Annotated in this window: 19 protein-coding genes and 2 pseudogenes; 9 read left to right on the top strand and 12 right to left on the bottom strand. The window is 69.1% G+C overall.

The features are described 5' to 3' along the window. Positions 1-60 precede the first annotated feature (60 nt). The 3 genes from ABT232_RS11535 to ABT232_RS11545 all read right to left on the bottom strand — a co-directional run bounded on the left by ABT232_RS11535 (position 61) and on the right by ABT232_RS11545 (position 2,785). Positions 61-1,524, bottom strand: a complete 1,464-nt coding sequence (locus ABT232_RS11535) for an amidohydrolase family protein (protein WP_351839062.1) — start codon at positions 1,522-1,524, stop codon at positions 61-63. Between the two features lie 157 nt (positions 1,525-1,681). Next, entirely contained in the window at positions 1,682-1,912 is a 231-nt protein-coding gene (locus ABT232_RS11540; RefSeq protein WP_351839064.1) for a hypothetical protein, read from the bottom strand. Between the two features lie 258 nt (positions 1,913-2,170). After that, entirely contained in the window at positions 2,171-2,785 is a 615-nt protein-coding gene (locus ABT232_RS11545) for a nuclear transport factor 2 family protein (protein ID WP_351839066.1), read from the bottom strand. A gap of 188 nt (positions 2,786-2,973) precedes the next feature. On the opposite strand from ABT232_RS11545, the gene ABT232_RS11550 reads away from it, so the two are divergent. After that, entirely contained in the window at positions 2,974-3,786 is an 813-nt protein-coding gene (locus ABT232_RS11550; protein ID WP_351839068.1) for an IclR family transcriptional regulator, read from the top strand. A 125-nt stretch (positions 3,787-3,911) separates the two neighbouring features. Here ABT232_RS11550 and ABT232_RS11555 read toward each other — a convergent pair whose 3' ends face one another. The 5 genes from ABT232_RS11555 to ABT232_RS11575 form a co-directional block, all read right to left on the bottom strand. Continuing rightward, a complete protein-coding gene (locus tag ABT232_RS11555; RefSeq protein WP_351839070.1) occupies positions 3,912-6,173 on the bottom strand; it encodes an MMPL family transporter in 2,262 nt (753 codons plus the stop codon). A gap of 330 nt (positions 6,174-6,503) precedes the next feature. Next, positions 6,504-7,121, bottom strand: a complete 618-nt coding sequence (locus ABT232_RS11560) for a TetR family transcriptional regulator (protein WP_351839072.1) — start codon at positions 7,119-7,121, stop codon at positions 6,504-6,506. Positions 7,122-7,509: 388 nt separating this feature from the next. Beyond that, entirely contained in the window at positions 7,510-7,635 is a 126-nt protein-coding gene (locus ABT232_RS11565; RefSeq protein WP_351839074.1) for a hypothetical protein, read from the bottom strand. 285 nt (positions 7,636-7,920) lie between these two features. Beyond that, positions 7,921-9,261 (bottom strand): PucR family transcriptional regulator, encoded by a 1,341-nt coding sequence (locus ABT232_RS11570; protein WP_502975381.1) that lies wholly within the window; start codon positions 9,259-9,261, stop codon positions 7,921-7,923. Between the two features lie 134 nt (positions 9,262-9,395). Continuing rightward, positions 9,396-10,190 carry an LmeA family phospholipid-binding protein gene (locus ABT232_RS11575; protein WP_351839078.1) on the bottom strand — a complete coding sequence of 265 codons (795 nt, stop codon included), beginning with the start codon at positions 10,188-10,190 and terminating at the stop codon, positions 9,396-9,398. 425 nt (positions 10,191-10,615) lie between these two features. Between ABT232_RS11575 and ABT232_RS11580 the strand changes: the two genes are divergently transcribed. From ABT232_RS11580 to ABT232_RS11590, 3 genes are all read left to right on the top strand, one after another. Next, entirely contained in the window at positions 10,616-11,572 is a 957-nt protein-coding gene (locus ABT232_RS11580) for a VOC family protein (RefSeq protein ID WP_351839080.1), read from the top strand. 9 nt (positions 11,573-11,581) lie between these two features. Further along, positions 11,582-13,246: a bifunctional 3-(3-hydroxy-phenyl)propionate/3-hydroxycinnamic acid hydroxylase MhpA gene (mhpA, locus tag ABT232_RS11585; protein ID WP_351839082.1), complete on the top strand. Its 1,665-nt coding sequence runs from the start codon at positions 11,582-11,584 to the stop codon at positions 13,244-13,246. Positions 13,247-13,407: 161 nt separating this feature from the next. After that, positions 13,408-13,779, top strand: coding sequence for a DUF6896 domain-containing protein (locus ABT232_RS11590; RefSeq protein WP_351839084.1), 372 nt, complete (start codon positions 13,408-13,410; stop codon positions 13,777-13,779). Positions 13,780-14,446: 667 nt separating this feature from the next. Here the strand turns inward: ABT232_RS11590 and ABT232_RS11600 are convergent. After that, the gene (locus ABT232_RS11600; RefSeq protein ID WP_351839086.1) at positions 14,447-15,154 is read right to left on the bottom strand and encodes an ATP-binding protein; all 708 of its coding nucleotides are present in this window, start codon (positions 15,152-15,154) and stop codon (positions 14,447-14,449) included. A gap of 357 nt (positions 15,155-15,511) precedes the next feature. Here ABT232_RS11600 and ABT232_RS11605 point away from each other — a divergent pair. Continuing rightward, positions 15,512-15,784: pseudogene (locus ABT232_RS11605) on the top strand (IS5/IS1182 family transposase); the annotation flags it as partial. A gap of 35 nt (positions 15,785-15,819) precedes the next feature. Here ABT232_RS11605 and ABT232_RS11610 read toward each other — a convergent pair. Next, complete coding sequence (locus ABT232_RS11610) at positions 15,820-16,575, bottom strand: hypothetical protein (protein ID WP_351839088.1); 756 nt, start codon at positions 16,573-16,575, stop codon at positions 15,820-15,822. A 228-nt stretch (positions 16,576-16,803) separates the two neighbouring features. Between ABT232_RS11610 and ABT232_RS11615 the strand changes: the two genes are divergently transcribed. Together ABT232_RS11615 and ABT232_RS11620 are read left to right on the top strand one after the other, a co-directional pair. Continuing rightward, the gene (locus ABT232_RS11615) at positions 16,804-18,456 is read left to right on the top strand and encodes a hypothetical protein (RefSeq protein WP_351839090.1); all 1,653 of its coding nucleotides are present in this window, start codon (positions 16,804-16,806) and stop codon (positions 18,454-18,456) included. 781 nt (positions 18,457-19,237) lie between these two features. Continuing rightward, positions 19,238-19,545, top strand: a pseudogene (locus ABT232_RS11620) (transposase); the annotation flags it as partial. Positions 19,546-19,620: 75 nt separating this feature from the next. On the opposite strand, the gene ABT232_RS11625 reads toward ABT232_RS11620, so the two are convergent. Both ABT232_RS11625 and ABT232_RS11630 read right to left on the bottom strand, forming a co-directional pair. Then, on the bottom strand, positions 19,621-20,154 hold the full coding sequence (locus ABT232_RS11625) for a 2'-5' RNA ligase family protein (protein ID WP_351839092.1): 534 nt from the start codon (positions 20,152-20,154) through the stop codon (positions 19,621-19,623). A 535-nt stretch (positions 20,155-20,689) separates the two neighbouring features. Continuing rightward, positions 20,690-21,697, bottom strand: a complete 1,008-nt coding sequence (locus ABT232_RS11630; RefSeq protein ID WP_351839094.1) for a DNA polymerase Y family protein — start codon at positions 21,695-21,697, stop codon at positions 20,690-20,692. Positions 21,698-21,785: 88 nt separating this feature from the next. Here ABT232_RS11630 and ABT232_RS11635 point away from each other — a divergent pair, with 88 nt between their 5' ends. Then, positions 21,786-22,145, top strand: coding sequence for a DUF6233 domain-containing protein (locus ABT232_RS11635; RefSeq protein ID WP_351839096.1), 360 nt, complete (start codon positions 21,786-21,788; stop codon positions 22,143-22,145). A gap of 562 nt (positions 22,146-22,707) precedes the next feature. Further along, positions 22,708-23,679 carry a GNAT family N-acetyltransferase gene (locus ABT232_RS11640; protein ID WP_351839098.1) on the top strand — a complete coding sequence of 324 codons (972 nt, stop codon included), beginning with the start codon at positions 22,708-22,710 and terminating at the stop codon, positions 23,677-23,679. The last annotated feature ends 67 nt before the right edge of the window (positions 23,680-23,746 follow it).

The raw sequence follows: 23,746 nt of genomic DNA on the forward strand, positions 1-23,746 counted from the left end.
GCCTGGAACCACGGGACAAGCGGTCCGGCACCGGACCGCGCGGAAGAGGCGGTGCCGCCGTCAGTGCTCTGCCGCGGCGCGTTCCTTCAGCGCGGTCAGCTCGGCCGCGGAGTAGTGACGGCCCGCCCGCACCACTCCGGCGATGCGGTGGAGGTTGCCCACGCTCTCCAGCGGGTCGGCTTCGAGCAGGACCAGGTCAGCGGCTTTCCCCGGGGCGACGGTCCCCATGGTGGCGGTTCTGCCCAGGAACTCGGCTGCCCGCAAGGTCGCCATCTGCAGCACCCGCAGCGGGGACACCCCGGCGTCGCCCAGTTCGTCGAACTCGCGGTGCAGTGATCGTCCCGGAACCACCCACGCGGCGCCCGAACAGTCGCTGCCCGCCAGCATGGGCACCCCGGCCGCGTCGAAGATACGCGTCAGGCGCAACTGCCGCTCGTACATGGTCCTGAAGGTCGCCCGGGTCTCGGCGGAGAACTCGGCGAACTTGGCCGCGGCCTTGCGCCAGCGCTTGAGGGTGCCGGCGTCCATGTAGCGCAGCGCCGGGTCCTCGGCGAACTCCGATGCGTCGCAGAGCTGTTGTGTCTTGACGCGGATCAGGGTCGGAACCTGCCAGGTGCCGTCGGCGACGAACTGCTCGGCCAGCTCACTCGCCAAACGCTCGTCGAAGCCGCCCGCGGCACGGCGTATGCGTTCCACGTCTTCCGGGCTGCTGCGGTTGATGGGGTTGACGACCAGTTTCTTGACGACGCGCTCCATGATCTGGTCCATGAGCGGCAGCTTGAAGGGCGGCAGCTTGGGTGCCTTCCGCTCGCCGGCGTCGTCGTGACGCAGGTGGGCGCCGTCAGGAGAGCAGCACGCGAACAGGCCCACGCCGGGGCCGAGGTGTTCGATCGACTTCATGCCGAGGCGGGACGCCTTGCGGACATCGATGCCTGGCGGCAGATGCCCCACGATGGTCGTACCGAGCCTGAGAGCCTCGGCTTGCGCGGCGAAGAAGACCTCGGGCGTCACCATCGCCGCTTTGATGAAATCGGCGCCCGCCTCGTGCTGCTCTCGGACCGTGGCCACCACCTGCTCCTCGGTGGCCGCGTTCAAGAGGGTGATCAGCAAAGGGCCTGGGGTGGCGAGCAGGGCCGGGCTGCTCTCGGGCAGGTCGAGCACACCGGCGGCCCTGTCCCGCAGCAGCTTGATCGAGCCCGACATCTGCCGGAATCCGGTGACGCCGTGGGCCAGCATCAGCTTGAGGTCACGCGTCTGGTCCTGGCGCGTCTGGCCGAGGGGGTGGGCGTGCATGTCGTTGTACCCCGGGACGAGGTACTGGCCGCGCGCCTCGATGACGTGTAGCCCTTGGATGCCGTCGGCATCGATACCGGGGCGGACGTCGGCGATGGTGCCGTCCTTCACCAGCACGTCAGTGGCGGGGAGATGCGTGCCGTCGCGAACGTCCACAACCGTGGCCGAACGCAGCAGCACCGGCTGATGCTGTCGCCCGTCGCCGCTCGCGGCGTGGGTCTGTGTGGTCATGGGTGCTCCTGCCTCGGCTGCTAGCCTGCCGCCTGGGCCGTCATCGCCCTGAGACATCGCATGGACGGCCTGACGTGCGGCTTCTTCCCCCCACGCTAGGGGTGCGAGCCGTCGAGTGGCCTGCCCTGTACCGCTGAGTGGAACAGCGATCGGATCTTCAGGCTCGCCCGAATCCGAAGGCCGGCATGCGCAGCACCGCGGTCGAGCGGTGCGCCTCGATCTCGGCGCCGCCGCGGTGACGTACGGCGTCGGCGCTGAGGGCGTCGACGGTGGCCGCACGGGCCGCGGCATCGAGATCGGGGCAGGTCCCCAGGAAATAGATGAAGTAGTGGGTCCCCTGTCCCCCGTGCGAAGCGGTGAACGGCACGGCGACTTCCCAGTAGGTCATGATCAGGCTCTCCTCGTCCGGGTACCGAATGGCGACGTACTCGCCTGTCAGGCGCCACCCTGGGTGGCAGTGAGGAGGTGCCCGATCAGGTGGCGGCCGGACTGTCACCCTCCACCGACGACGTTAGGCAGGTCCGCTGCTCAGCGGCACCCGATGTGCCAGTCAGCGGCATCCAGAGGCCTGCGGGCGAGGCGCTGGTCGGAGCGTCGTCCGCGGGTCCGACCAGCTCGGCCCGCCCCGCTCAGCGCTTCGCCGCCGTCATGAGGTTTCACCCTCGGCCACGCGTACGTTGCCGGCCCTCAGCCAGCCGTATGCGTCCTCGTACAGCTCGGCCACTTCCTCAGGCCGGTCATCGCCGAACAGGTCCTGTCTGATCCCGTAACCGCGTTGCTCCAGGACATAGGTCAGGAACCGGTAGGGCCGGCGGTGGTCCTTCACCGCGTCCGGCGGGACGCGGAGCTCGGCGCCGGGCAGGGAGGGACTGAGAGCGTCCCGCTCGTAGACCGGATCGAGTCGAAGTATCTTCCAGCGCTCGTCGCGCTTGACCACGCGGTAGAGCAGACGCGCGAAGGAGGAGAGGACCGCCTCCACCCCGGCGACCGTGGTGGTCACCTCGATCACGGCCGGCAGCTCGACAATCGCCCGGTTCCCGTGCACGTCGACGACCGGCGGGCCAAGACGGTGGGTCGCACGGTCCCCGTTGTGTGCCATGCGCTCGGACCGCTCGACGAACTCCCCGCCGCTGCCCTGGAACCAGCTGAGGCGAATCCTGGCGTCGGGAGCGAAGCAGTCGCGCATCGCGTCCCACCACAACCGGTCCCGTGCCTGCCGCTCATGCAGCACAAGCTGAGCAACGGCATCGACGTCATTCATCGTGGACGACTCCTACTCCCTGGCGGTCGACGCGGCGAAGGCCCCGATATCTCCGCTCCGGAGGTCGGGGTAACCCTTCGTCGGCTCTGGGCCGGCGCGGACTCTGCATTGCGTAACCGGCTGTGACACGCTAGGCAGTACGTGCAACGACTGGAATGTGTCTTACCGCTGAATGGAACAGTGATCGCATGGCCTCCTCAGGCTCGCAGGCCGCATCCAGCGCGGAACCGACGGCCGGCCGGGGGCGCAAGCCGCAGTCCGGCGAGCCGGTGCTCGACCGAGCCTTCAGGCTCCTGCGCACCTTCGACCCCGATCATCGTGTGCAGTCGCTGGCGAGCCTCACGCGGCGCAGCGGGATGCCGCGCAGCAGTGTGCTTCGCCTGGCCCGCAAACTCGTCGACACCGGGGCGCTGGAACGCCTGGACGACGGCAGCTACGTCATCGGTCTGCGCCTGCTGGAGCTCGCGTCGCTCGCACCGCGCGGCCATGGGCTGCGCGCGGAGGCGATGCCGTACATGGAGGACCTGTTCCACGTCACCCGGCAGCACGTGCTGCTGGCTGTCCGCGACGGTGACGATGCCTTGCTGGTGGAACGGCTGTCCGCCCACGGAGCGGCGGCGGTCCGTTTCCGGGTGGGGGGCCGCATGCCCCTGACGGCCACCGGTGTGGGCCTGGTCCTGCTCGCCTATGCGCCGGTGGACGAGCAGGAACATTTCCTGCGTGACTTCGTGCCCCAACGGGACGTGGGCCTGGTGCGGTTGCAGTCGGCCGCCGAGCTGCGCCGCGCCCTGGCGGAGGTGCGCAGGGGCGGATATGCCGTGGCTCAGCGGACCGGCCCCGACGGGCTGAGCACCGTGGCGGCACCCGTCTTCAGCGAGGAGGGTCTGGTTGCCGCGTTGTCGGTCGTCGTCCCCAGCGACGAGTTCACCGCGGGCGCGTATGTGACGGCCGTGCGCACCGGAGCGCGGGCCATCTCGCGGCAGTTGGGTGCCACCGGCTAGAGGCAACGCTCGTCCGGTGCGCGACTCGCCGCCGGGCGGAGCGCGAACCCTGTCTGTCGCCATTCCGCTGGCCTCCTCGCGGACGGGATGCACGGCGTCCCCGCGGCCGTCACAGCGCCCGGCGTCTACCTCGCGTCGCCGCTCTTCTCGCCCAGTTCCACGACATCAGCGGCGGGCCGGTCCGGTTCCGGCTGGTCCGGTTCCGGCGTCCAAGTCGCGGGGCGGTGCCGGTGTCCGCCTTCCAGGGTGACGTCGGGAAGCCGGCGGTCGAGCCAGCCGGGGAGCCACCAGTTGGCCCGGCCCATGAGGAACATGAGTGAGGGCACCAGCATGAGGCGCACGACGGTGGCGTCGAGGATGACGCTGATGGCGAGCCCGAGGGCGAGCATCTTCACCACGACGACCGGCGAGGCGGTGAAGGCCAGGAACACCACGGTCATGATGAGTGCCGCGGAGGAGATGACCCGTCCGGTCGAGGACAGCGCCATGCCGACGGCTCGCCGGTTGTCCTTCGAGGCGTGCCACTCCTCGGCCATCCGGGACAGCAGGAAGATCTCGTAGTCCATGGAGAGGCCGAAGACGATGGCGAACATCATCATCGGCACGTAGGACTCGATGGGAACGGGCTCGCTCACGCCGAGGAGGTGTCCGCCCCAGCCCCACTGGAAGACGGCGACCAGGACGCCGTACGAGGCACCGGTGGTCAGCAGGTTGAGCAGGACGGCCTTGAGCGGGATCACCAGACTCCGGAAGACCACCGTGAGCAGCACGAACGCCGCTACCAGGACGATGGCGATGATGAGGGGCAGGCGCTCGGTGACGGTGTCGCGGAATTCCAGCTGGCCCGCGGTGGTGCCCGTCAGATGGGCCGTGGCGCCGGTTCCCGCGAGGGCGGCCGGCAGGGTGTGGTCGGTCAGGGTGTCGAAGAGTTCGCCGGTCCTGGCGTCCTGAGGGCCGTCGGCCGGAGTGACCGTGGTGACCAGTGTCCTGCCGTCCTGACTCGCCTTGGGGGTGGTCACGCGAACCACTCCGTCGGTCTTGCGCAGCCGGTCCGTGAGCGTGTCCGCGATCCGGTCGGTCGGCTGCCGCGCGTGGTCGAGGTCCACGACCACCGTCAGGGGGCCGTTCGCACCGGGGCCGAATCCGGGGCCTTCGGCCTCGGCGATCCAGTCGTAGGCGTTGCGCGTGGTGCTGCCGACAGGGTCCGCGCCGTTGTCGATGTGCCCCAGTCGCATGGAGAACAGCGGAACGGTGCACACGGCGACCAGGATGACGCCCACCGTGAGGAACGTGCGTGGGCGGCGGGCCACCGCGTGCGCGTAGCGGTGCCAGCCGTCGTCATCACCGCCGGTCTCGGCTACCGGGCGGCGAATGTGCAGCCGGTCGATACGGTGGCCGGCGAGCCCCATGGCAGCGGGGACGAGCGTCACCGCTGCGGCAGCGGTGACGGCGACGGCGACGGTGGCCGCCAGGCCCAGCCTGCCCACCACGCTGAGGCCGCAGGCGTACAGGCTGAGGAGGGCCACTCCCACCGTGACGCCCGCCACCAGGACCGCCTTGCCACTGGTGGCGGTGGTGCGGGCGGCGGCGTCGACCGGGTCGTATCCGTCGATCACGTCCTGGCGGAAGCGCGTGATGAGGAAGAGGGCGTAGTCGATGCCGACGCCCAGCCCGATCATGGTGGCGAGGGTCGGCGCCGAGGTGGCGAAGGTCAGGGCCCCGGCGAGGATGCCGACGACGCCGAGCCCGACCATGACGCTGACCAGCGCCGTCACCAGTGGCAGGAGGGCGGCGGCGATGCTGCCGAAGGCGAAGAGCAGCACGAGCAACGCGGCCGCGACGCCGACGGCTTCGCTGGCCTTGTCGCCGGCGGGTTCGCGGACCACGGTGTCCAGGTCGCCGCCGTAACCGACCGCGATCCCCGCGTCCGCGGCGGGACGTGTCGCCTCGTCCAGGTGGTCGGTGTAGCCGTGCCCGAGCGACTTGATGCTCTTGTCGAAGGACACCGTGGTGTACCCCGTGGCGCCGTCGGTACTGGCGATGACGGCGGACACGGCGCTGACATGAGGCAGACCGCGGAGCTGGGCGAGCGTGGTGTCGAGCGCCCCGTCGTGCTCGGAGAGCCGGCCGGAGGACACGTGGAAGACGACTTTGCCGTTGGGAGCCGCAAGGTCCGGTTCGGACGCTCGCAGCAGGTCGGCGCCTTGCTCGGTGTGGCTGCCCGGCAGGCTGACCTCGTCGCTGTAGATCGCGGCTGCGGTATGCCGGCCCAGCAGGACGGCCACCAGGATCACGAGCCAGATGGCGATCACTGTCACGGGGCGCCGGGCGCAGAAGGCGCCTATGCGGTGGAGGGGCGGCCGGTGCGGGGTGAGTGGTGAGGACACAGGTGTCTCCCTGGGAGGTGGGTGCCGCCGCCAAGGGCGGCACGACGGCGCTACCGTACCCCCAGAAATGTCATGACTGCCAAATGTCACAGGTGTCAAAATGTGTGCGGCGCCTCTCGCCGCGCATGTGTACGGGGGCCGGGCATCGCCCGTTCTTACGGCTTTTACGCCGCCATGTCCGGACCTCGGTGCGCAGGGTGGCGCACCGAGCGTGCGCTTAGCGGCACGGTGCGTTACTCGTCAGGGCCTCAGTGAGCCGGCGGGGCGCGCAACGAAGAGTGGCCCTGGAACAGGGTGAGTTCACACAGGGTGGGTTCACCCAGGGTGGGTTTACCCAGGGTGAGTTCCGAGCCGGCGCAGCATGGCGAAGGCTCGCGGCAGCATGGTCTCCGGTTCCACCGGCACACCGGCCTCACGGCGGCTGCGAAGTGTACGCAACACCGCCCGGGCAGCGGAGAGGGCGCAGTTGGCGATCAGTGCCGCCTCCAGATCCGCATCAGGGGTCTCCTGCGGCAGGCGCTCCAGGACCAGTTCACCAAGGCGCTCTTCGAACTCCGCGACTTGCCGGGCCAGACCGATGCGAGCGTGCTCCCGCACCTCGCCGAGGGGATGGGCCAGCGCGGTCAAGCTGCTCGCGGCGAAGTAGGACGCCACATCGCCGAGTGCCCCACAGGCTGCCTCCAGTGCGCTCTCGCTCACCGGCCGGGCACGGAAGGCCTCTTCGATCCGGGCGAAGAGCTCGGCGCTGTCCGGCAGCAGCAGCGCTTCCTTGCTGTCGTAGTACCGGAAGAAGGTCCGCTCCGACACGTTCGCGGCCTCCGCGATGTCGGCCACCGTGGTCTGCAGGAAGCCGCGTTCGTCGAAGAGCTTCCCCGCTGCCTCTCGCAGGGTGCGCCGCGTCTGGTCCCTTTTGCGCTCGCGCAGACCGGGCCCGGCCTTCCTCGACAACGCGCCACCTCTCGTTCCCGTCCGAACTGCCAATTGTCACGCCTGCCACCTGGTCAGCAGTATGCCTTGGCAGTGCCCGCAGGTCACGCTGCGTGCCACGGAGTGATGACACCGCTTGCTGAGGCTTGCGGCCCGGCCGGTGGACCACCTGCGGTGCACAGGGCCGCCGGACGTACAGGGGCAGGCCAGGCGCACACGGACGGCGCGAGGCGTACGCGGACGGGCAGGACGGTGAGGTGAGTCCGTCCTGCCCGTGCCGCCCCACCCGGACCGCGGCGTGGGTCCGGAACCAGGTCGGCAGCACCTCCGGCGGCCCGGGGGAATTCCATCCGCCTTCGTGTGTCGTACGCCCTGGTGGGTCTGTCGGCCCTGATGCGGGGCCCTGTCATCAGATCAGTGGCGTGACCTGCTCCTCGGTGTCGTCGGCCACGAGTGTGTGGCTGCCGGCGGCACGCTCGCGCGAGGTCAGGGGCGGCGCGTCCGCCGCGGACGTTGCGACTGAGGGCGTCGTCATGACTTTCTCCCGCGACTCATGGCCTCACGCCTCATGGGCGTGTGCGTCGATACAGGTGCCATTCCATGCCTCCTGGCCGGTCGATGTCCTGGCCCGGGAGCGCAGAGTCGGATCGCGAAATTGGTCCCGACCGCATGTCCGCGGTGCGTACTCTGCGCCGAAACCTCTGCGCCAGAAACCCAGAGGGCTGACCCTCCGTGGTGACTCCGACCAGCCGTCGCCGGGCCGGTCGGGGCCGACGGGCCGATCCGACGGGAAAGGACAACAGGAGGCGTCCGGGCTCCGTCAAGAACGCGAGGGAGTGCGGTTGCACCGTCCGCGGTGAGGCTGCAGCACCGACTCCCCCAGGACGTGCGACGCCTCCAACGCGGTCATGACCTGAAGGAGTCGACCGGTCAGGTCGTGCCCGATCAGTTCCTGGGCTCGCTTGACTCGGTAGGTGACCGTGTTGCGCGCTATGTGCAGTCGCGCCGCGGCGGTGGTGAGGCTCCTTTCACAGAGGAGGTACTGCCGCAACGTGGTGCGCAGCTGCTCGGCGTGCGGGCTGTCGACGGCCAGTGCCCCCAGTTCGTCCTGGACGAAGCGCCGCGCAGCGGCCAGGTCGTCGCTCAGCAAAGCCGTCACATCGACATCTCGGTAGTGCACGGCCAGCCCGCCCTTGTCCGGGTTCATGCGTATCAGGCGCGCCACCTGCTCCGCCTCGTGATGGGACTGACGAAAGCCCTCCAGGCCGTCACGTACCGATCCACACGCGATATGGACGCCCGCCGGGCTCGTCCACGGTGTCCGCGGCCATGGCGCGCGCCACTCGGCGGTGGAGTTTCCCCAGGCCCACAGACGTCTTTGCCCCACCGGTACGAGCAGGTGCGGCTGACATCCGTGGGCGGCGAGGAAGTCTGTGGCGGCCTGCTGCAGGTCGGACCCCGGGAGGCCGAGGTGGGAGTCGCACCAGGCGATCACCGCGAGATGCCGCGCCTCGAGCCGGTAGCCCAGGATGCGGGTCACTCCTTCTTCCTTCACGGGGTCGCCCTTGAGGATCACTCGTACGGCCTCCTCCCTGGCAGCCGCCCCGCTGGTCACCCAGCGATCGTGCTCGGCGAGGTACTCGTCGGTCATCCGCGAGGAGAACTCGTCGATGAAGCCGAACAGGACGTCGGAGATGCGCCTGAGCTCTTCGGCCAGGTCGGCGGCGGGGGCGAGCTCGCGGCAGGCGGCCATCACCGCGCGTGCGAGAGCCGCATGGCCGAGCCGGATACCCCTGAGGACGCTGCCCAGACCGACCCGGCGACGGGCGAATTCCCGGCCGCCGAGCAGCGCCTCCTCCGGGACCGCCGCGTCGCCGGGCGCCTGGGCCAGGAGCATCAGAGCGCGCAGCACCGCGGCCTCGGTGCCCGCCCGCAGAGTTTCGAACGGGTCCGGGCCGCCGCCGAGTTCGGGCACCCTGCTCGTGATGGTGTGGGCGAGTTCCTGCCCTTGGACGACTGCCCAGGCGACCGGCTCGGGACCCAGTCGGTCGATCGCTTCAGCGAGGGTCTGCTCCGAGGAGGCGGGCCGTCCGGCCGTTCGGGAGCCCTGCGGGGAGAGCTGGTGGAGCCAGTCGGATCTGTTGTCACCGGAAGTCGTCATACGGCGGTCCTAGCTCGTGTGCTGCGCTGTACCGGTAGACCCATCGCCAGGGCCCTGAGTGAGCGAGCGAGGGTCGGCGCAAGTGAAAGCAGAGTAACGCCAGTAAACGCAAATATCGATATTCCGTCTCAGGTCTACTCGCCGGCCCGCACACAGACAGCGCCCGCACCCGTCTCCTTGCCCAGGTCCAGCCCACTCGGCGACAGCGCGAAGCGGAGGACGAGTCCGTCGTCGGCGACCTCGGCGCCCGTGAGCCGCACACCGGCCGGGAGACGGTCGATCTTGAGCGTCCGCGGCTTCAACTCGTCCTTGAGGCGGGCGCCTTCGCCCGCCAGGGCGGGCAGGGCACTTACGGAGACCTCCCTGCCCAACATCCGCACCGCTCGGGGTGTAAGGGTCACCGCGCGGGAAGTGGTGGACAGATCCATCGCCACCGACACGGGCAGGTGCAGGTCGCCGACGAATCCATGCAGGACGAGTCGGCTTCCGTCCGGACCGAGCGTCACGTCATCCATGGCGACCGCACCACCCGAGCCGGCCGCACTCCCCAGCCGCTTGCCGAGTTCCGCGTACGGCACGGCGGCGACCGCCGAACCGCCGGTCGCCTCACCGTCGGTGGACACCCCGTGGAGATCCACCCGGAGGCCGAGAGTGACACCGTTGCGCTGTAGGCGAGCCGCGTCGAGCCGCACGGTACCCACATGGCCGGTGACACTTCTGAGCCCCGCGAAGCTGCTGTCCAGCTCGGCTTCGACCTCGGCACCGAGACGACACTCGGCCACTTCCGCTATCCGCTGTTCCGCCGTGCGCTCCACCACGAGATCGGTGGCCGCGACGGCGAGGACAAGGATGGCCGTGCCGGCTGCGCTGACGTAGATGCGGCGGCGCTTGTTCAAAGTCATTCTCCGATGCGGGTCGGACGCGATCATGGGGCGCCACCCTGCCGCTTTCTGTCATAACTGTCAATTGGCACGACTGACAGAATGTCCCCTCCGCAGCGACGTTCCATTGACCGGCACAGGGGGTGCTCCCGACCATGCGGCGTGTCTAGCGTGACGGCCGTACTTGTCAGGGCTTGCCGAACGCCGCACCATCTCTCAGCTCGCCGTCGGGTGGGCGGAGTCCTGGTCGGCCACTGCTCGCAGGGACTCGGCGGCGACGAGCCAGTCGTTCCAGCCCTGCTGCGGTGCGGCGGTCACCAGTCCAGCGCTTCCCGCCGCCCGGCGAGACCTCGTTGAGCTGGATCAACGGGACCTCGGTGAGCCGGTTCAACGGGACCGGCCCCCTCACCAACCGGGTGGCGTCCCCCTGAACACCCGCTCACCAGGCACTTTCGAACAAGGAGAGCCGATCCATGCCGTTGCATCGCCTGACCCGGATCGTGATGGGCGTTCCCGACGTCCCGCAGACAGCCCAGTACTACGCCGACTTCGGCCTGACACCCACGGCGGCACCGGACAGTCAGGGCAGCGCCGCACACCACGGCTTCGCAACCGCTGACGGCGGTGAGCAGTTGCGCATCGTGCACGCACCGCGCCGTCAGCTGCTGGAACTCGGTGTCGGCGTCGACGACCCGGACGACCTCGACCGAGTCGCTTCCGCCCTGGCCCGCCTCGACGTCGCTGTCCACAAGACTTCCTCCGGCGTGAGCGCCGTCGACCCCGGCACCGGCGTATCGGTCCGCGTCGAGATCGCGCCTCGCTACGCGCAGGCCCCTGCTCCGGAAGTCGCGTACAACGGTCCGGGCACCACGCCCCGTCTGCAAGAACGCGCGCCGGGCATCCTGCGCCAAGGCCCGGTCCGCCCTCGCAAGCTCGGCCATGTCGTGCTCGGCTCCACCGACCAGGAAGCCTCGCAGCGTTTCTTCCTGGAAGGGATCGGCTTCAAGGTGAGCGACACCGTTCCCGGGCTCGCCGCCTTCATGCGCTGTTCGACGGACCATCACAACGTGCTGGTGCAGCAGGCGCCCGTCTCCTTCCTCCACCACACGTCCTGGCAGGTCGACGATGTCGACGAGATCGGGCGTGGTGCGATGTCGATGCTGGAGGCCGACCCCGACCGGCACACCTGGGGGCTGGGCAGGCACTTCATCGGGTCGAATTTCTTCTGGTACCTGAAGGACCCGGCCGGCAACTTCTCGGAGTACTACTCCGACATCGACTGCATCGTCGACGACGCCCTGTGGAAGCCCGGTGTCTGGGAGGGCGCCAACGCTCTGTACGCCTGGGGCCCGCCACCGCCTCCGTCCTTCCTCGCCCCCGAGGACCTCGCCGAACTCATGACAGGGGCTCACGCCCCTAGCGCACAGTAGGAGCAAGCCATGCCTTTCGACATCGAGTTCGAGGCCAGCCACGTCCTGGTGGTCGGAGCCGGCCCCGTGGGACTGACCAGTGCGCTGTATCTCGCACGCAGCGGCTGGACTGTCACCGTCCTGGAGCGGTGGCCCCACGTCTACGGCCGGCCGAGGGCCGTCCACTTCGACGACGAGGTCGCGCGGCTCCTTGCCGACGCGGGCATCGCCGAGGAGCTCGCGCGCCTGACGGAACCGGCCGACACCTACGAGTGGCGCAACGCCGACGGGCAGACGCTGCTGGCCTTCGACTGGTCCGGCCTGGGACCCTCGGGCTGGCCCGTCGCTTCGATGATGTACCAGCCCGACCTCGAGGAGGCGCTGGCCGCCGCCTGCGGCGAGCAACCGGGCATCACGCTGCTGCGTGGGCAGACAGCGGTGGCCCTGGACGAGACCGACGAGGCGGTCGTGGTGACCGCCGTCGACCAGAACGGTCAGGAACGCCGATTCCGCGCCTCCTATGTGATCGGATGCGACGGAGCCAACAGCTTCGTCCGCGACCGCATGGAGTCCGACAGCGTCGACCTCGGCTTCTTCTACGACTGGCTGATCGTCGACGTCGTCCCGTACACCGCGCGCGAGTGGACGCCGGTCAACCTCCAGATCTGCGATCCGGCCCGTCCCACCACCGTCGTCTCCGGCGGCCCGGGGCGCCGACGGTGGGAGTTCATGCGCATGCCCGGCGAGACCGTCGAGGAGCTGAACACGGAAGACCGTGCCTGGCAACTCCTGCGTCCCTGGGGCCTGAACGCCGACAACTGCACCCTCGAACGGCACGCGGTCTACACCTTCCAGGCCCGATGGGCCGAGCGGTGGCGCTCCGGCCGGCTGATCATCGCCGGTGACGCAGCGCACCTGATGCCCCCGTTCGCGGGGCAGGGCATGTGCTCGGGCATTCGCGACGCCGCCAACCTGACCTGGAAACTGGACCTGGTCCTGCGAGGCCTGGCACGGCCCGAACTGCTCGACTCCTACGGCCTGGAGCGTTCCGCGCACGTCCAGCACGCCATCGGCATGTCCGTCGAGCTGGGTAAGGTCATCTGCGTCACGGACCCGCAAGCAGCCGCGGTCCGAGACTCAGCGATGATCGAGAAGGGTGCCGACCCGGCACGCATCCTGCCTCCGCTTCCCCCACCAGCCCTCTTCGACGGCGTCGTCGCGCGAGACGCCAGTGGACTCGTCCAGCGCTCCGCCGGCCGACTCAGCATGCAGGGCAGGGTGAGCCGGGGCGATCGCTCCGGCCTGCTCGACGAGATCGTAGGCCAGGGCTTCGTCGTCGCAGCGACCCTCGACCCGAGGGACGCCCTCACACCGGGTCAGCTCTCCTTCCTCGACCGGATCGGCGCCCATCTCGTGCGCATCGTCCCGAGCGGGCAGGCGAGCGCGGCCATCGACGTCGAGGACATCGACGACGTCTACCTGCCGCACTTCGCCTCAGCGGGTCACGTCGGCGCGGTAGTACGTCCCGACCACTACATGTTCGGTACCGGGCGCACCCCTGAGGACCTGGGGCGCCTCGTCGACGAACTGGCCCGCACTCTGTGCACCACCGTCACCACCGTCACCACCACCGAAGTGCCGGATGGTCAGGCCGTCCACACCCCGGCTGCCGCCGTCGGCGACGGCAGCGCATGAGCCAGGCGGGGGGCGAGAGCCAATCATGCCGAGCACGCACTGACTGATCGTTTCAGAATGCTGTCCTGTGGAGACGCCGGCGGCCTCATGGAACAATCCGTTCAGCCACGGGCTCAGGGGGATGGCGCCGTATGGAACGGGCTGGTGCTGCACGAGACCTCGTGCTCGGTTACGTCCACGCTCTGAACGCCATTGACGAAGCCATGAGGGTGGCGATCCCCTCGCTCGAGCGGCTGGCAGATGTCCTCGGCCTGGCCCGTTCGCGCCGGATCAGCCGCAGTGGGCACGCCGGCACCTACTCCTACGCGGTTCATGGGGCAGGGTGCCGCTTCGTGGGCGACGGCGGCGCTGAGGTCGACGTGGACTTCGCAGCCGACGGGAGCGAAGTCTTCGACCTCTGGCGGTTGCGCCGGTACGGGCTGAGCCTGCCGGAGCCTCTTGATCTCACGGATCAGGACCTGCGGGCCGCGGTGCGGTCGCTGCAACCGCTTCTGGTCGAGGTGAGGCCGGGGTGGTTCAGGGTGGCCGGCTGATCGCTTCCAGATGAGGTTCGCAGGCGGCGCAGGCATATGAGGCCGCAGGCCGGTTCAAGCAGGCGCTGATGGGGATCGGCGCCGGCGTCGCGCGCTCAACGGCTTGATGCCCCGCTTTCACAGGAGGCGGCGGGGGTACTCGGCGAAGTCTTGAATCCGGTCCGCATATCCAGAGCGGCAGGAGCTGGGCGACGTCGTACGGGTTCGTCTAGGTCCATAGGTCCAGCAGACCGGCGCGGCACAGCTCGGTCAGCAGGGCAGCATGCAGGCGCGGCCGAACGTCGACCTCGGTCCAGTCCTACAACGGCGCCAACTCGTCACACCCGAGAAGCCCACCGTCTCCGCGGGAACACCGCGCCACGCGACACCCGTCCGCAGCACACACATGACGCCGGCGAGGGCCACTCGGTCAGCAACGCAACGTGCCCGGTCTGGAACCCAGCCAGGACTTCGACCTCTCCGCGGTGTATTCGCTGCCGAGGTGCAGGAGAGCCTGGCCATCGGTGCGGAGCGCGGCGACGGGGGCATACGGGATGCCGCTGCCCGGAACCGAAGTCGACGGTGTCCACGGCAGGGTTGAGTGACCGTGGGATGGCGTGCCGCTGGTGCAGTGGCACGCCGTCCCACGGGGCAGCCGTCGTCCGAGCGTCAGGCTCGGCGCTTCTCACTACTGCATCTGGCCCGCACCTCTGTCCAGGACGAGGTGGAGCCCGTCCCGGAAGACCGCCGCAGCCTGGAATCGCAGGCCGAGAGCCTTGGCAGGGCCCGTGGAGGGGTTGATGACCGAGCTCAGACGGTCGAGGCCGGAACCCTGACCCGGCTCCTCGGACGTTTCACCGTCCACCCGCACGAAGGAGAAACCACCCAAGCCATCGGTCTCCGGAATCAGTTCCACCTGTTCCGAGCGGCCGGCCGCGTCGAACGTCACGGAGACGATGTTCTCGTTGCGGTTCAACTCCACGGACGTCACCGACATGCCCGGCCGCGCGGTGTTGAAAGCGTCTCTCAGGGCGTCTTCGTCCACGATGGCCAGTCCATGGACATGTTCGAACTCGGTGGGCGATCCCAGCACCAGGCCGTACACGTCGACCTGCAGCGACACTCCCTTGAACGGGCCGAGGGTCGCGTTGTCCGACGCGATGCCCACCTCGGGCAGCCGCTCGCCGGTCAGGGCCGTCAAGGCCCAGCCGCCCCGCTGCTGAACCGCGGCCTCAGCTCCCACGAGGTTCGACTCCGCCCGAATCCTGTCCGCGACGACCTTCCGCGCGGCCATTTCCCCCACCCCGCCCAGTGCCGCCAGGCACGTCCCCGCAATGGCCACGGTGAGTACCGGGTGGGCCAGGACGGCCGCCCTCAGACGCGTACGTGTGGTCACGACATTCTCCTCGAATCCTGCGCACAGCGCACCAAGGGCACTCGGCGCACTACAGGCGCGAACGCGAAGGACACCCCAGCGTCATGTCCTCGCACGGTGCCGCAGACGTCGCTTCGATGGCCGACTCACACGAATCCAGCGCATCGCGCTGGGCTGCCCCTGCTGCGGGGCAGGCGACTCGGCGATTCCTCAGAGTGAACATCGTGTGGCAGTGCGCCACGATGGGCCGGGGGTACAGTCATCCGAGCCACACTTACTCTGCTGGCTCAAAACCATCGGCCGCTAAGGCCACGCTTTGGAGACCTTCTGACACGGTGACGGCCGGCGCCGCCGCCGTCGGACCAACCGTTCAACGGCCTGCTCACCGATCTCGCTCCCAGCCTGCTCAAGGCGCCGCGCGAGCACGACCCGGACTTCGTCCTGCTGGACGGACGGGACCCCCGCCGAGTGTGGCCGTTTCAGCGGCAGCCGAGCGGACTACTCCGCCAAGCTCCGCCGGCACGGCGTGAACAGCCAGGTCGTCACCGATACGGCCGCGGCGAAGTGCCGTGCCTCTCGCCCGCCCTGCCGCGCCGCACCGAAGACCCGACCGCCGCTCGCGCCCACACTGAGAACGCTCCGTGTGAGCGCCATGCTGCTGATGCCCGGGGCCGCGAACGAGAGGGCTACTCGTCGAAGCGCCGCCAGGGGAAGTCGTAGGCCCGCAAGGGGGCGAGGGTTTCGCGGTGGCGTGCGCCAAACGCGATGGTCGCCTCGATCTCATCGGCGCTGACGCTCGCCAGCAGTCCTGGGGCGGCGTAGAACAGGTCGCTCGTATAGGTGGGAAGGAAGGGGCTGAGGGGGACGGGGCGTAGGAAGTCCCATAGCGGTTCGAGGCGCTCGATGGGCATGACCAGGGTCCAGGCGTTGAAGGGCGCGATGCCGCTGGCTTCGTTGAGGGTGAACTGGAGGAGGAACCGGCTGAGGGGTTCCGCTTCGAGGATCGTCTCCGGATCGTCGTCGCAGTAGGGGTCCTCCGTGAGCCACACAGGTGGGTCGGAGTCCGCCGGTCCGCCGCGAGGCGGCCAAGGGATGGACCAGTCCCTGCATCCCTGGTTGTCCGTCGCGAAGACCAACTGACTGCCATATGGTCTCTCAGCTCGTTGGGGCCGCGGGAGCACCGGGTTGCTGAAGCGTCGAAGGGCGGGACGCAGGCGGGCGAGGCGGTGGAAGGCCGCGAGCGAAGCCGGCAGGCCGGCGAGATCACCGTCCGTGGGCGCCTCGGGATCCGGATCGGCCTCGTCGGCCGGGTACCACCCCAGAACAAACATCTCCAACGCACGGATGGGGTCCGTGTCGACGTGGTCGATCCAGTCGACAGGCAGAAGCGGCGGCCCAGGGAGGGACGTGACTGCACCGGGCGACCAGGGGGACAGTGTCATGGACTCACCCTACGGAAGGGCTGGAGAGGGCTCACCGGCCGTCTGCCCGCAGGGAGCTTGGTGCGCTGGCAGCCCTCACCGACGCTCACTGTCTCGTCGCCGTGGAGCCCACAGGTTTGGGCCCACATTTGGGCCCTGCACCCCTGCCGTCCGCTCACGCTTCCGGATTAACGTGCCGCCACACGTCGTAGATGTCATGTCCGTGGTGAGCAGCGAACGAGGTGACGGGTGGAGACCCAGGGCAGGTACGACCTGCACAAACCGCGGCGGCATGCCGACGACGGTCAAACCTCCGTGGAATACCTGGGGTTGATCGTTGTCGCGGCCCTCGTGGTCGCGGCGTGCGTGGGAACACCCCTGGGCCGACAAGTCCTCGAAGGGGTCGAGACACAGGTGTGCCGCATCGTCGGTCAGGACGAGAGGACGGCGTGCCAGGGCTCGGACGTTGCTGGTACTGCGGCCGACGACGGAGAAAAACCAGAAGAGCCGCCTGAGGCACCGACCGACGATCCCTTCCAACCCGCTGTGTGCATGCTTTCCGAGGAGCAGACGAAAGACACCGTCGTTGTGCAGATCACCTTCTTCAAGATGAGCGACACCGAGGAGTTGAAGATTCAGCAGTGGTCCGACGGAACCGTCACCATGCAGCACATCGAGACGGACACCGTGGGCGCGACGACCAGCATCTCGGCCGGCATCCCCGGACTGAAGGACTGGGGCGGGGGCGCATCGCTGAACGCCAGCTACGGCACCGGGGGCGGTGTGGGAGGCCAGTGGCTCTTCGACGGGCACAAGACCGGTGACACGCAAGCCGATCTGGCGGCCAATCTGGAGGACGCCGAGGCCTTCGCCGCCGCGCTCAAGCAGAACGACACATGCAACGCGATGCCGAATCTGGTGAATCCGGTCAGTGTGGTGGGCTGCCGGAACAGCGCGATGGAGCGGATGAAGAAGGAAAATCCCCAGCGGCTGCCGGACGTCGACATCACCAAGACCACCACCGAGCTGGCCGGCGGCGTCAGCTTCGGCAAATCCTTCAAGTCGGGCGGCAAGAAGGGCAAGGGCGACAAGGGCGGCGATGCCCCCGCCTCGTTGGGGTCGGTCAGCACCGAGCTTCTGTCGGGCTCGATGACGAACGACGTGCTGGTGATGCGGGCCAACAGCGGTCCCAATGCCGGCACGGTCACCTTCATCTACACGCTCAGCGTCAACGCGAAAGGCGGGCAGGGCGTGCAGGCGAGGGGAACCCGCATGCAACAGGTCGCCGTCACGTACGACGCGGCTCAGTATGACGAGGAAGAGAAGAACGACGAGGCCCACCACCCGACCAAGCTGCAGATCACGACCAGCAGTGAGGAGGGGACCAGTAAGGGGGTACAAGCGGGCGCCGGTGCGAACGTCGGGCCGACACCCATCACGATCGAAGTCGGCGGTGGCGGTGGCGAGATCGAGTCCGAGGTGCATACCGAGACGGCAGAGGTGACCCTCGACGACGAGGAGGACAGCAGGCTCGTCGAGGACTGGCTCCGCGGCCGGGGTGACTTCCCCGCCTCCGACGCACTTCCCACCCCGACCGAGGCAGCCGAGCCGCTGACCGGCGACGCCGGTTCCCTGGAACGCTTGCTGCACGACAAGGCAAAACTCTCGCAGATCGACTACCAGGCCGACACGGACTGGTGGAACGTGTCGGTCGGCGTGGGACTCGGCGTGTCAGCCGGAGCTCTGAGCATGGGATTCAAGCTCTTCGGACTGGACATCACCCATGAAGAGCGCGAGCAGACCGTCATCAACGAACCCACGTACGCGACAGGGCCCGCGCCGGACGGCAGCCGACCCTGGCTCGAGTGGACGAACTGCACGCAGACGACTCCCATAGCCTGACCCGACCGACCGCTGCCGCACCGTCGTTCAGCGGCCGGCCGGGCAGGTCAGGCCGCATCTGTACGTGCGCCGCGATGACGAGAATCGCAGCGTCGCTCGCCACAGCCACCTGCTCGCCGCTCAGCGCCGCCGGCCGCTAATCGAAATCGGGCCGGACAGGATCGTAGGGGTCCGGGAAATACTCACGAACTTGGGCGTTATGAGGCGGCGTGAACTGAGCGTTGTGTTCTTCCGCGGCCCGTTCGGCATCCTCTGAGTTGTCGTAGACGGTACCGAGCGGAGCATCGCCTTCATCGGGGCAGTACGCTTACCAGGTGGTCTGACGATCGCGACGTCGTTCAGTCCGCGCTTGAGGCTCGTAAGGCTTTGCCATGACTGGTCCCGATGTCATCTCGGAAATACTGCAGCCGCCAGAGCTTTGCGCATTTCCCGCTCCGACTACCCCCCGTTTCTCATCTTCCCGTTCTACGCAAAATCCCTCTCAAGCGTAGGCTCGGCGCTGTGCACGGGCAACTCGAAGTGAGCTCCCGGGAAACCGTGGATATCGGTGTTCAGCAGCGGTCTGCCACGACTGCCGCGGTCGTGCACCAGCCCGGCTAGGACGCAAGGCCGACAGCGGCGGATTGCGCATCGTGATCACGCGCGACACGTAGGCTTCCAAGTCCTTCAACAAGCGCACCGCTTCGCCCGGTGACAGCCGGACCCCTCGGCGCTCGGCGGCGCACCCTTCGGGGTCGCAGGCCAGGCGCGCGCCCTGGACCGGCGCCGACTCCAGACGGCCGGGGTCGTCGGCCGGGCAGGCAGTCGGCCCGACATGCTCTTCGCCGACCGCGGCTACGACCACGACAAGTACCGCCGGCCCCTGCGGCAGCGCGGGATCCGGCCCGCGATCGCCCAGCGGGACAGCCGCACGGCACCGGTCTGAGCACCTTCCTCTGGGTCGTCGAGCGGACGATCTCCTGGCTGCACGGCTTCCGCCACCTGCGCATCCGCTGGGAACGACGCGACGACGTCCACGAAGCCTTCCTCGGCCTCGCCGTCTGCCTGATCACCCACCGGCACGTCCAGAGGCTTTGTCAGGGCCAGTAAGTGCCCGGTGCGGTTCGGCAGGTTGGGCGGACGCCGGCGCCCGACGAGGCGGGGCACGATGTCTCTTATCAGCGCTCAGGCGCGGGGCTGCAGCACTTCCACGGCGCCGGTCTGGGTGTCGTAGCTGCGCAGGGTGGTGAGCCGGAGCGACAGTGGCGGCGCCGACAGCAGCTCAGGGATTCGCCGGTCGGCGAAGGCACCGGCCCGCCGGGTCCGGCCGAGGGTGATGTGCGGGCTCCAGCGCCCGGGGTCGTGGAAGGGATTGAGGGTGCCGGGCGGGCTGTCGAAGACCACCGCCTCCCATACTCGGCGGTGCAATCCGGCCAGCGCGGAGTCGCACTCCAGCGCCCAAGCCAGCACCGAGGTGGGCCGCTCGAAGCGGACCACGCCGGTGCACCGCACCGGTAGCGGCAGGGCGGCGGCCACCTCGGCGAGCTCCCAGCGAATCGGGGCGGTCAGCTCCGGGCAGGCGGCCAACGTGAGGTGCGGGGCGTTCGTCGGTGAGCGAAGGCGCGCCTGACTGGGCAGCCCCGCGTCCGCCAGCCGCCGCCAGGCCTCCCGGACCGCCAACTCTGCCGCCTCGTCCAACAGAAGCTCGACCGTGCGCACCGCCGCAGCCTACCGGCGTTCGCCCGCGGAACCGCCGCCCATCGGCCGGTGCGTTGGACCGGGGCTCGGCGGGGCCTCGCGGCCGGTCTCCTCGGTGACGGATGCCGCCAACGTGGCGGGCGCCGTGCTCGGTTCAGGAGTATCGGCGGGGAGATGGACGAGGAACACTTCGATGGCTTCGTTGATGTCAGGAACCTGCCGGCGACCTCGTGGACCACGGGACTGGAGACGGAGACCCACCAGAACTCATCCGTCCGCTTCTTGAAGCGGTCCTGAATCGTGGTTCTAAGCCGTCTAAGTAGCCCATCCTGGCTCCCGTCCAAGGCCACATCGCGAGCGCGGACGCTCCACGTCCATCCGCGGCATCCGGGTTGTTTCCCACCACTTGCCCAACGGACACCGGCACAGATTTCGCCCGGGCGCCCCGACGAACGGAATCGGCACGGGGCTACGGCCCGAGCACTGGAGCTCAGAAACAACCACTCAGCTCGCAGTTCGACGTCCGGAGGGCTCGGCCTGACCTCGAACGACAAGCTCAGGAAGCATGGCGGAAGACGGCTGCCGGCCCGATGGCGTGAGGGCCGAACTTGTCGCGTATGCGGTCCATGGCCTGCTCGGCCAGCAGCCGGTCCTCGCGGGTGTCGTCGAGGCTGATCTGCCGGGCGACGCGGGCGGCGTCGATGAGGTCTTCGCCGCGCAGGGCGATGCCGGTGAGGCGGCCGCGCTGCAGGCCGGCCGCGTCCATCAGCTGGTAGGCGAGCTGCCGTAGGTCGTCGTCGTGGGCGGACGCCTCTGCCAGGCGGCGGGTCTTCTCCCACGAGGTGCCGCCCGCGAACGTCAGCGTGAGCGTGAGGGCGCGGGCAGCCTGGCCGCGGCGGCGCAGGCGTACGCCGAGGCGGATCACCAGGTCCAGCAGGGCGGCGCGTACGGCGGCGCCCTCCAGGATGTGCCGGTCGAAAGAGCAGCGCACGGTGGCGGAGGCGGGCAGGGCCCGGGGGACGACGGGGCGGGGGTCGATGCCTTGGGCGTGGTCGGTGGCGAGGCGGCCGGCGCGGCCGCCGAGGAGGCGCTGGACGGTGGCGGGCGGGACGGCGGCGAGCAGGCCGACGCTGTGGATGCCGTAGTCCCGCAGCACGGCCGCCTGGCGGGGACCGATGCCGTGCAGGGCTTCGACCGGGAGCTGGGCGAGCCAGTCGGCGGCCGGATCGGGGGTGACGCTGAGGACGCCTCCGGACGGTGAGACCTGAGCGGAGGCGGTGGCGGCGACGGTGATGGACGGGCCGATACCGACCCGGACGTCGACACCGATACGGGAGATCGTACGGATCCGCAGGACCTCGCCGAGCCGGTGCGCGGTGGTGCCGTGGTAACGGATGGCACCGGTCAGGTCGACCAGCGCGGCTGTCGGCGGCAGGGCCTGCACCACCGGTGACAGACCGGCCAGCTCCTCCAGGACCTGCCGGAAGGTCTTCTCCGGCAGGCGGTCGGGGCAGCGCACATGCATCACTACCGCGTTCCGCTGCGGTCGCGTCTCCGGGCTCATGCCGCTCACCTCCTCCCCCACCACATTATCGAACGCAAAATCGAACACGCGACCTCAGGATGGAGATCTTGGCGCTAGAATCAAAAATATGTTCGATGACCTACCGGCCGACCTGGAGCGCCTGCTCACCCTGCGGGTGTGGCACGCCATGTGGCTGGAGCGCATCGACCGCAAGATCGCAGCAGTCAGGCAGCGGCAGATCGAGGAGGAGCGGGGCCGCCGGCGGCGGCCCGCGCCGCCCGAGTGGGTCGCCGCGTACGGCATCGGCGCCGGCCGCGAGCCCGTGGAGATCCACGTCGGCGACTGCCACATGGCCGGATCCCGTCAGCGGGCCGTCGGCCGAGAAGAGGCCCGCCGACTGCTCAGCGGCGGCGTGCGGGCGTGCGTCCACTGCCGGCCGGACGTCCAGCTGCACATCCTCGACTTAGCCGGCGGAGCGTCTGCGTGAGCCGAACGCGCGACGGCCTCGGCCGGCAAGGGTGCCGGTCGAGGCCGTGACGTGTGCATGGTTGCGAAGGGCGGTCGCCTGCGCGGCGGAAGGCTCCATGAGGCTTCAGCCGAACGATCGTCCTCATGGGCAATAGGTGAGGCCCGGGGACACTGTCCCCTTCACCACCACGCCCTCCACAACCAGCGCCGGGCAGCAGGCATTCCCAGGGTCTGCCACTGCCTGGCAACCGCCTCTTCACGGCCGAACACGCGGGCGCGGCACAGCCGAAGCTGCGACAGCTTCCACGCCCGCTCACCGTGCAGGCCGGCGGACCGACTGGCGTTCGAGCGGTGTACGGCCTCGGATGCGCTGATCGCAGACCCGTCAACTGCCGACCCGGCGCCATGGCACCCCAGCGGCTGGATGGGATGAACGGCGGCCGGGCTGGAAGGCCGGTGGTAGCGGAGAGAGAAGGTGAACCGGCTTGGGCGTCGATCCTCGTAGGTCTCGTCGGACTGCTCACCTCGCCTGCGGCGCACCTCCGTGGTGCGATGGAAAGGGGCGTCGGAGGGAAAGAGCGATGATCCCACCAGCAGCGGAGCAGAAGAACGGCGTGACCCCGGTATCAGTCCGCCCGCTGGGCGAGGCGGACCTGGATCGGGCCGATGAGGTCTGCAGGGGTGCTTTCGGAACCTTTCTAGGGGTACCTGATCCGTTCGGGACCGTCGACTACGTCCGCACCCGCTGGGCGGCCGACCCACAGGCGGCGTTCGCGGCGACGGTCGAGGGCGAAGTAGTCGGATCGAACTTCGCCACCAATTGGGGCAGCGTCGGATTCTTCGGCCCGCTGACCGTGCGTCCGGATCTGTGGGACCAGGGCATCGGCAAGCGCCTGATGGAGCCGATCATCGACTGCTTCGACGCCTGGGGAAACCGCCACCTCGGCCTGTTCACCTTCGCGCACAGTCCCAAGCATCTGGAGCTCTACCGCCGGTACGGTTTCTGGCCCCGGTTCCTCACAGCCATCATGAAGAAGCAGGTCACAGACGGTGCCGCAGTCCCCGGCCGGGTGCTGTACGGCGACCTGCCCGCTGGGGAGCAGCCTGACGCGCTGAGCCTATGCCGCGCCCTCACCGGAGCCGTGTACGAGGGCCTGAGCCTGGAACGCGAGATCGTGGCCACGCGGGCGCAGGCACTCGGCGACACCATCCTGCTCCAGGGCGCGACGTCCGAGCTCGACGGCCTGGCCGTCTGCCACTGCGGAGCCGGGTCGGAGGCCGGCGAGGATGTGTGCTTCGTCAAATTCGGCGCCGTACGTCCTGGTCCGGAGGCCGCCGACCGGTTCGAGCGACTGCTTGACGCGTGCGAGCGGCTGGCCGCCGAGCGCGCGCTGGGGCAACTGGACGCCGGCATGAACCTGGGGCGCACGGATGCCTACCGGCGCATGATCGACCGCGGCTTCCGCACCTGGTTGCAGGGCGTGACCATGCACAGGCCCAACGAAGCCGGGTACAGCCACCCCGACTCGTATGTGATCGACGACTGGCGCTGACCACCACGGCGCTCGGCCCGCCAACTGCTGGTCGAGGTCTGCCGCCCATGCGGACAGGAGATGCCGT

The sequence above is a fragment of the Streptomyces sp. NPDC001532 genome (genome assembly GCF_040298625.1).
In the GTDB taxonomy this organism is placed as follows: Bacteria; Actinomycetota; Actinomycetes; order Streptomycetales; family Streptomycetaceae; genus Streptomyces.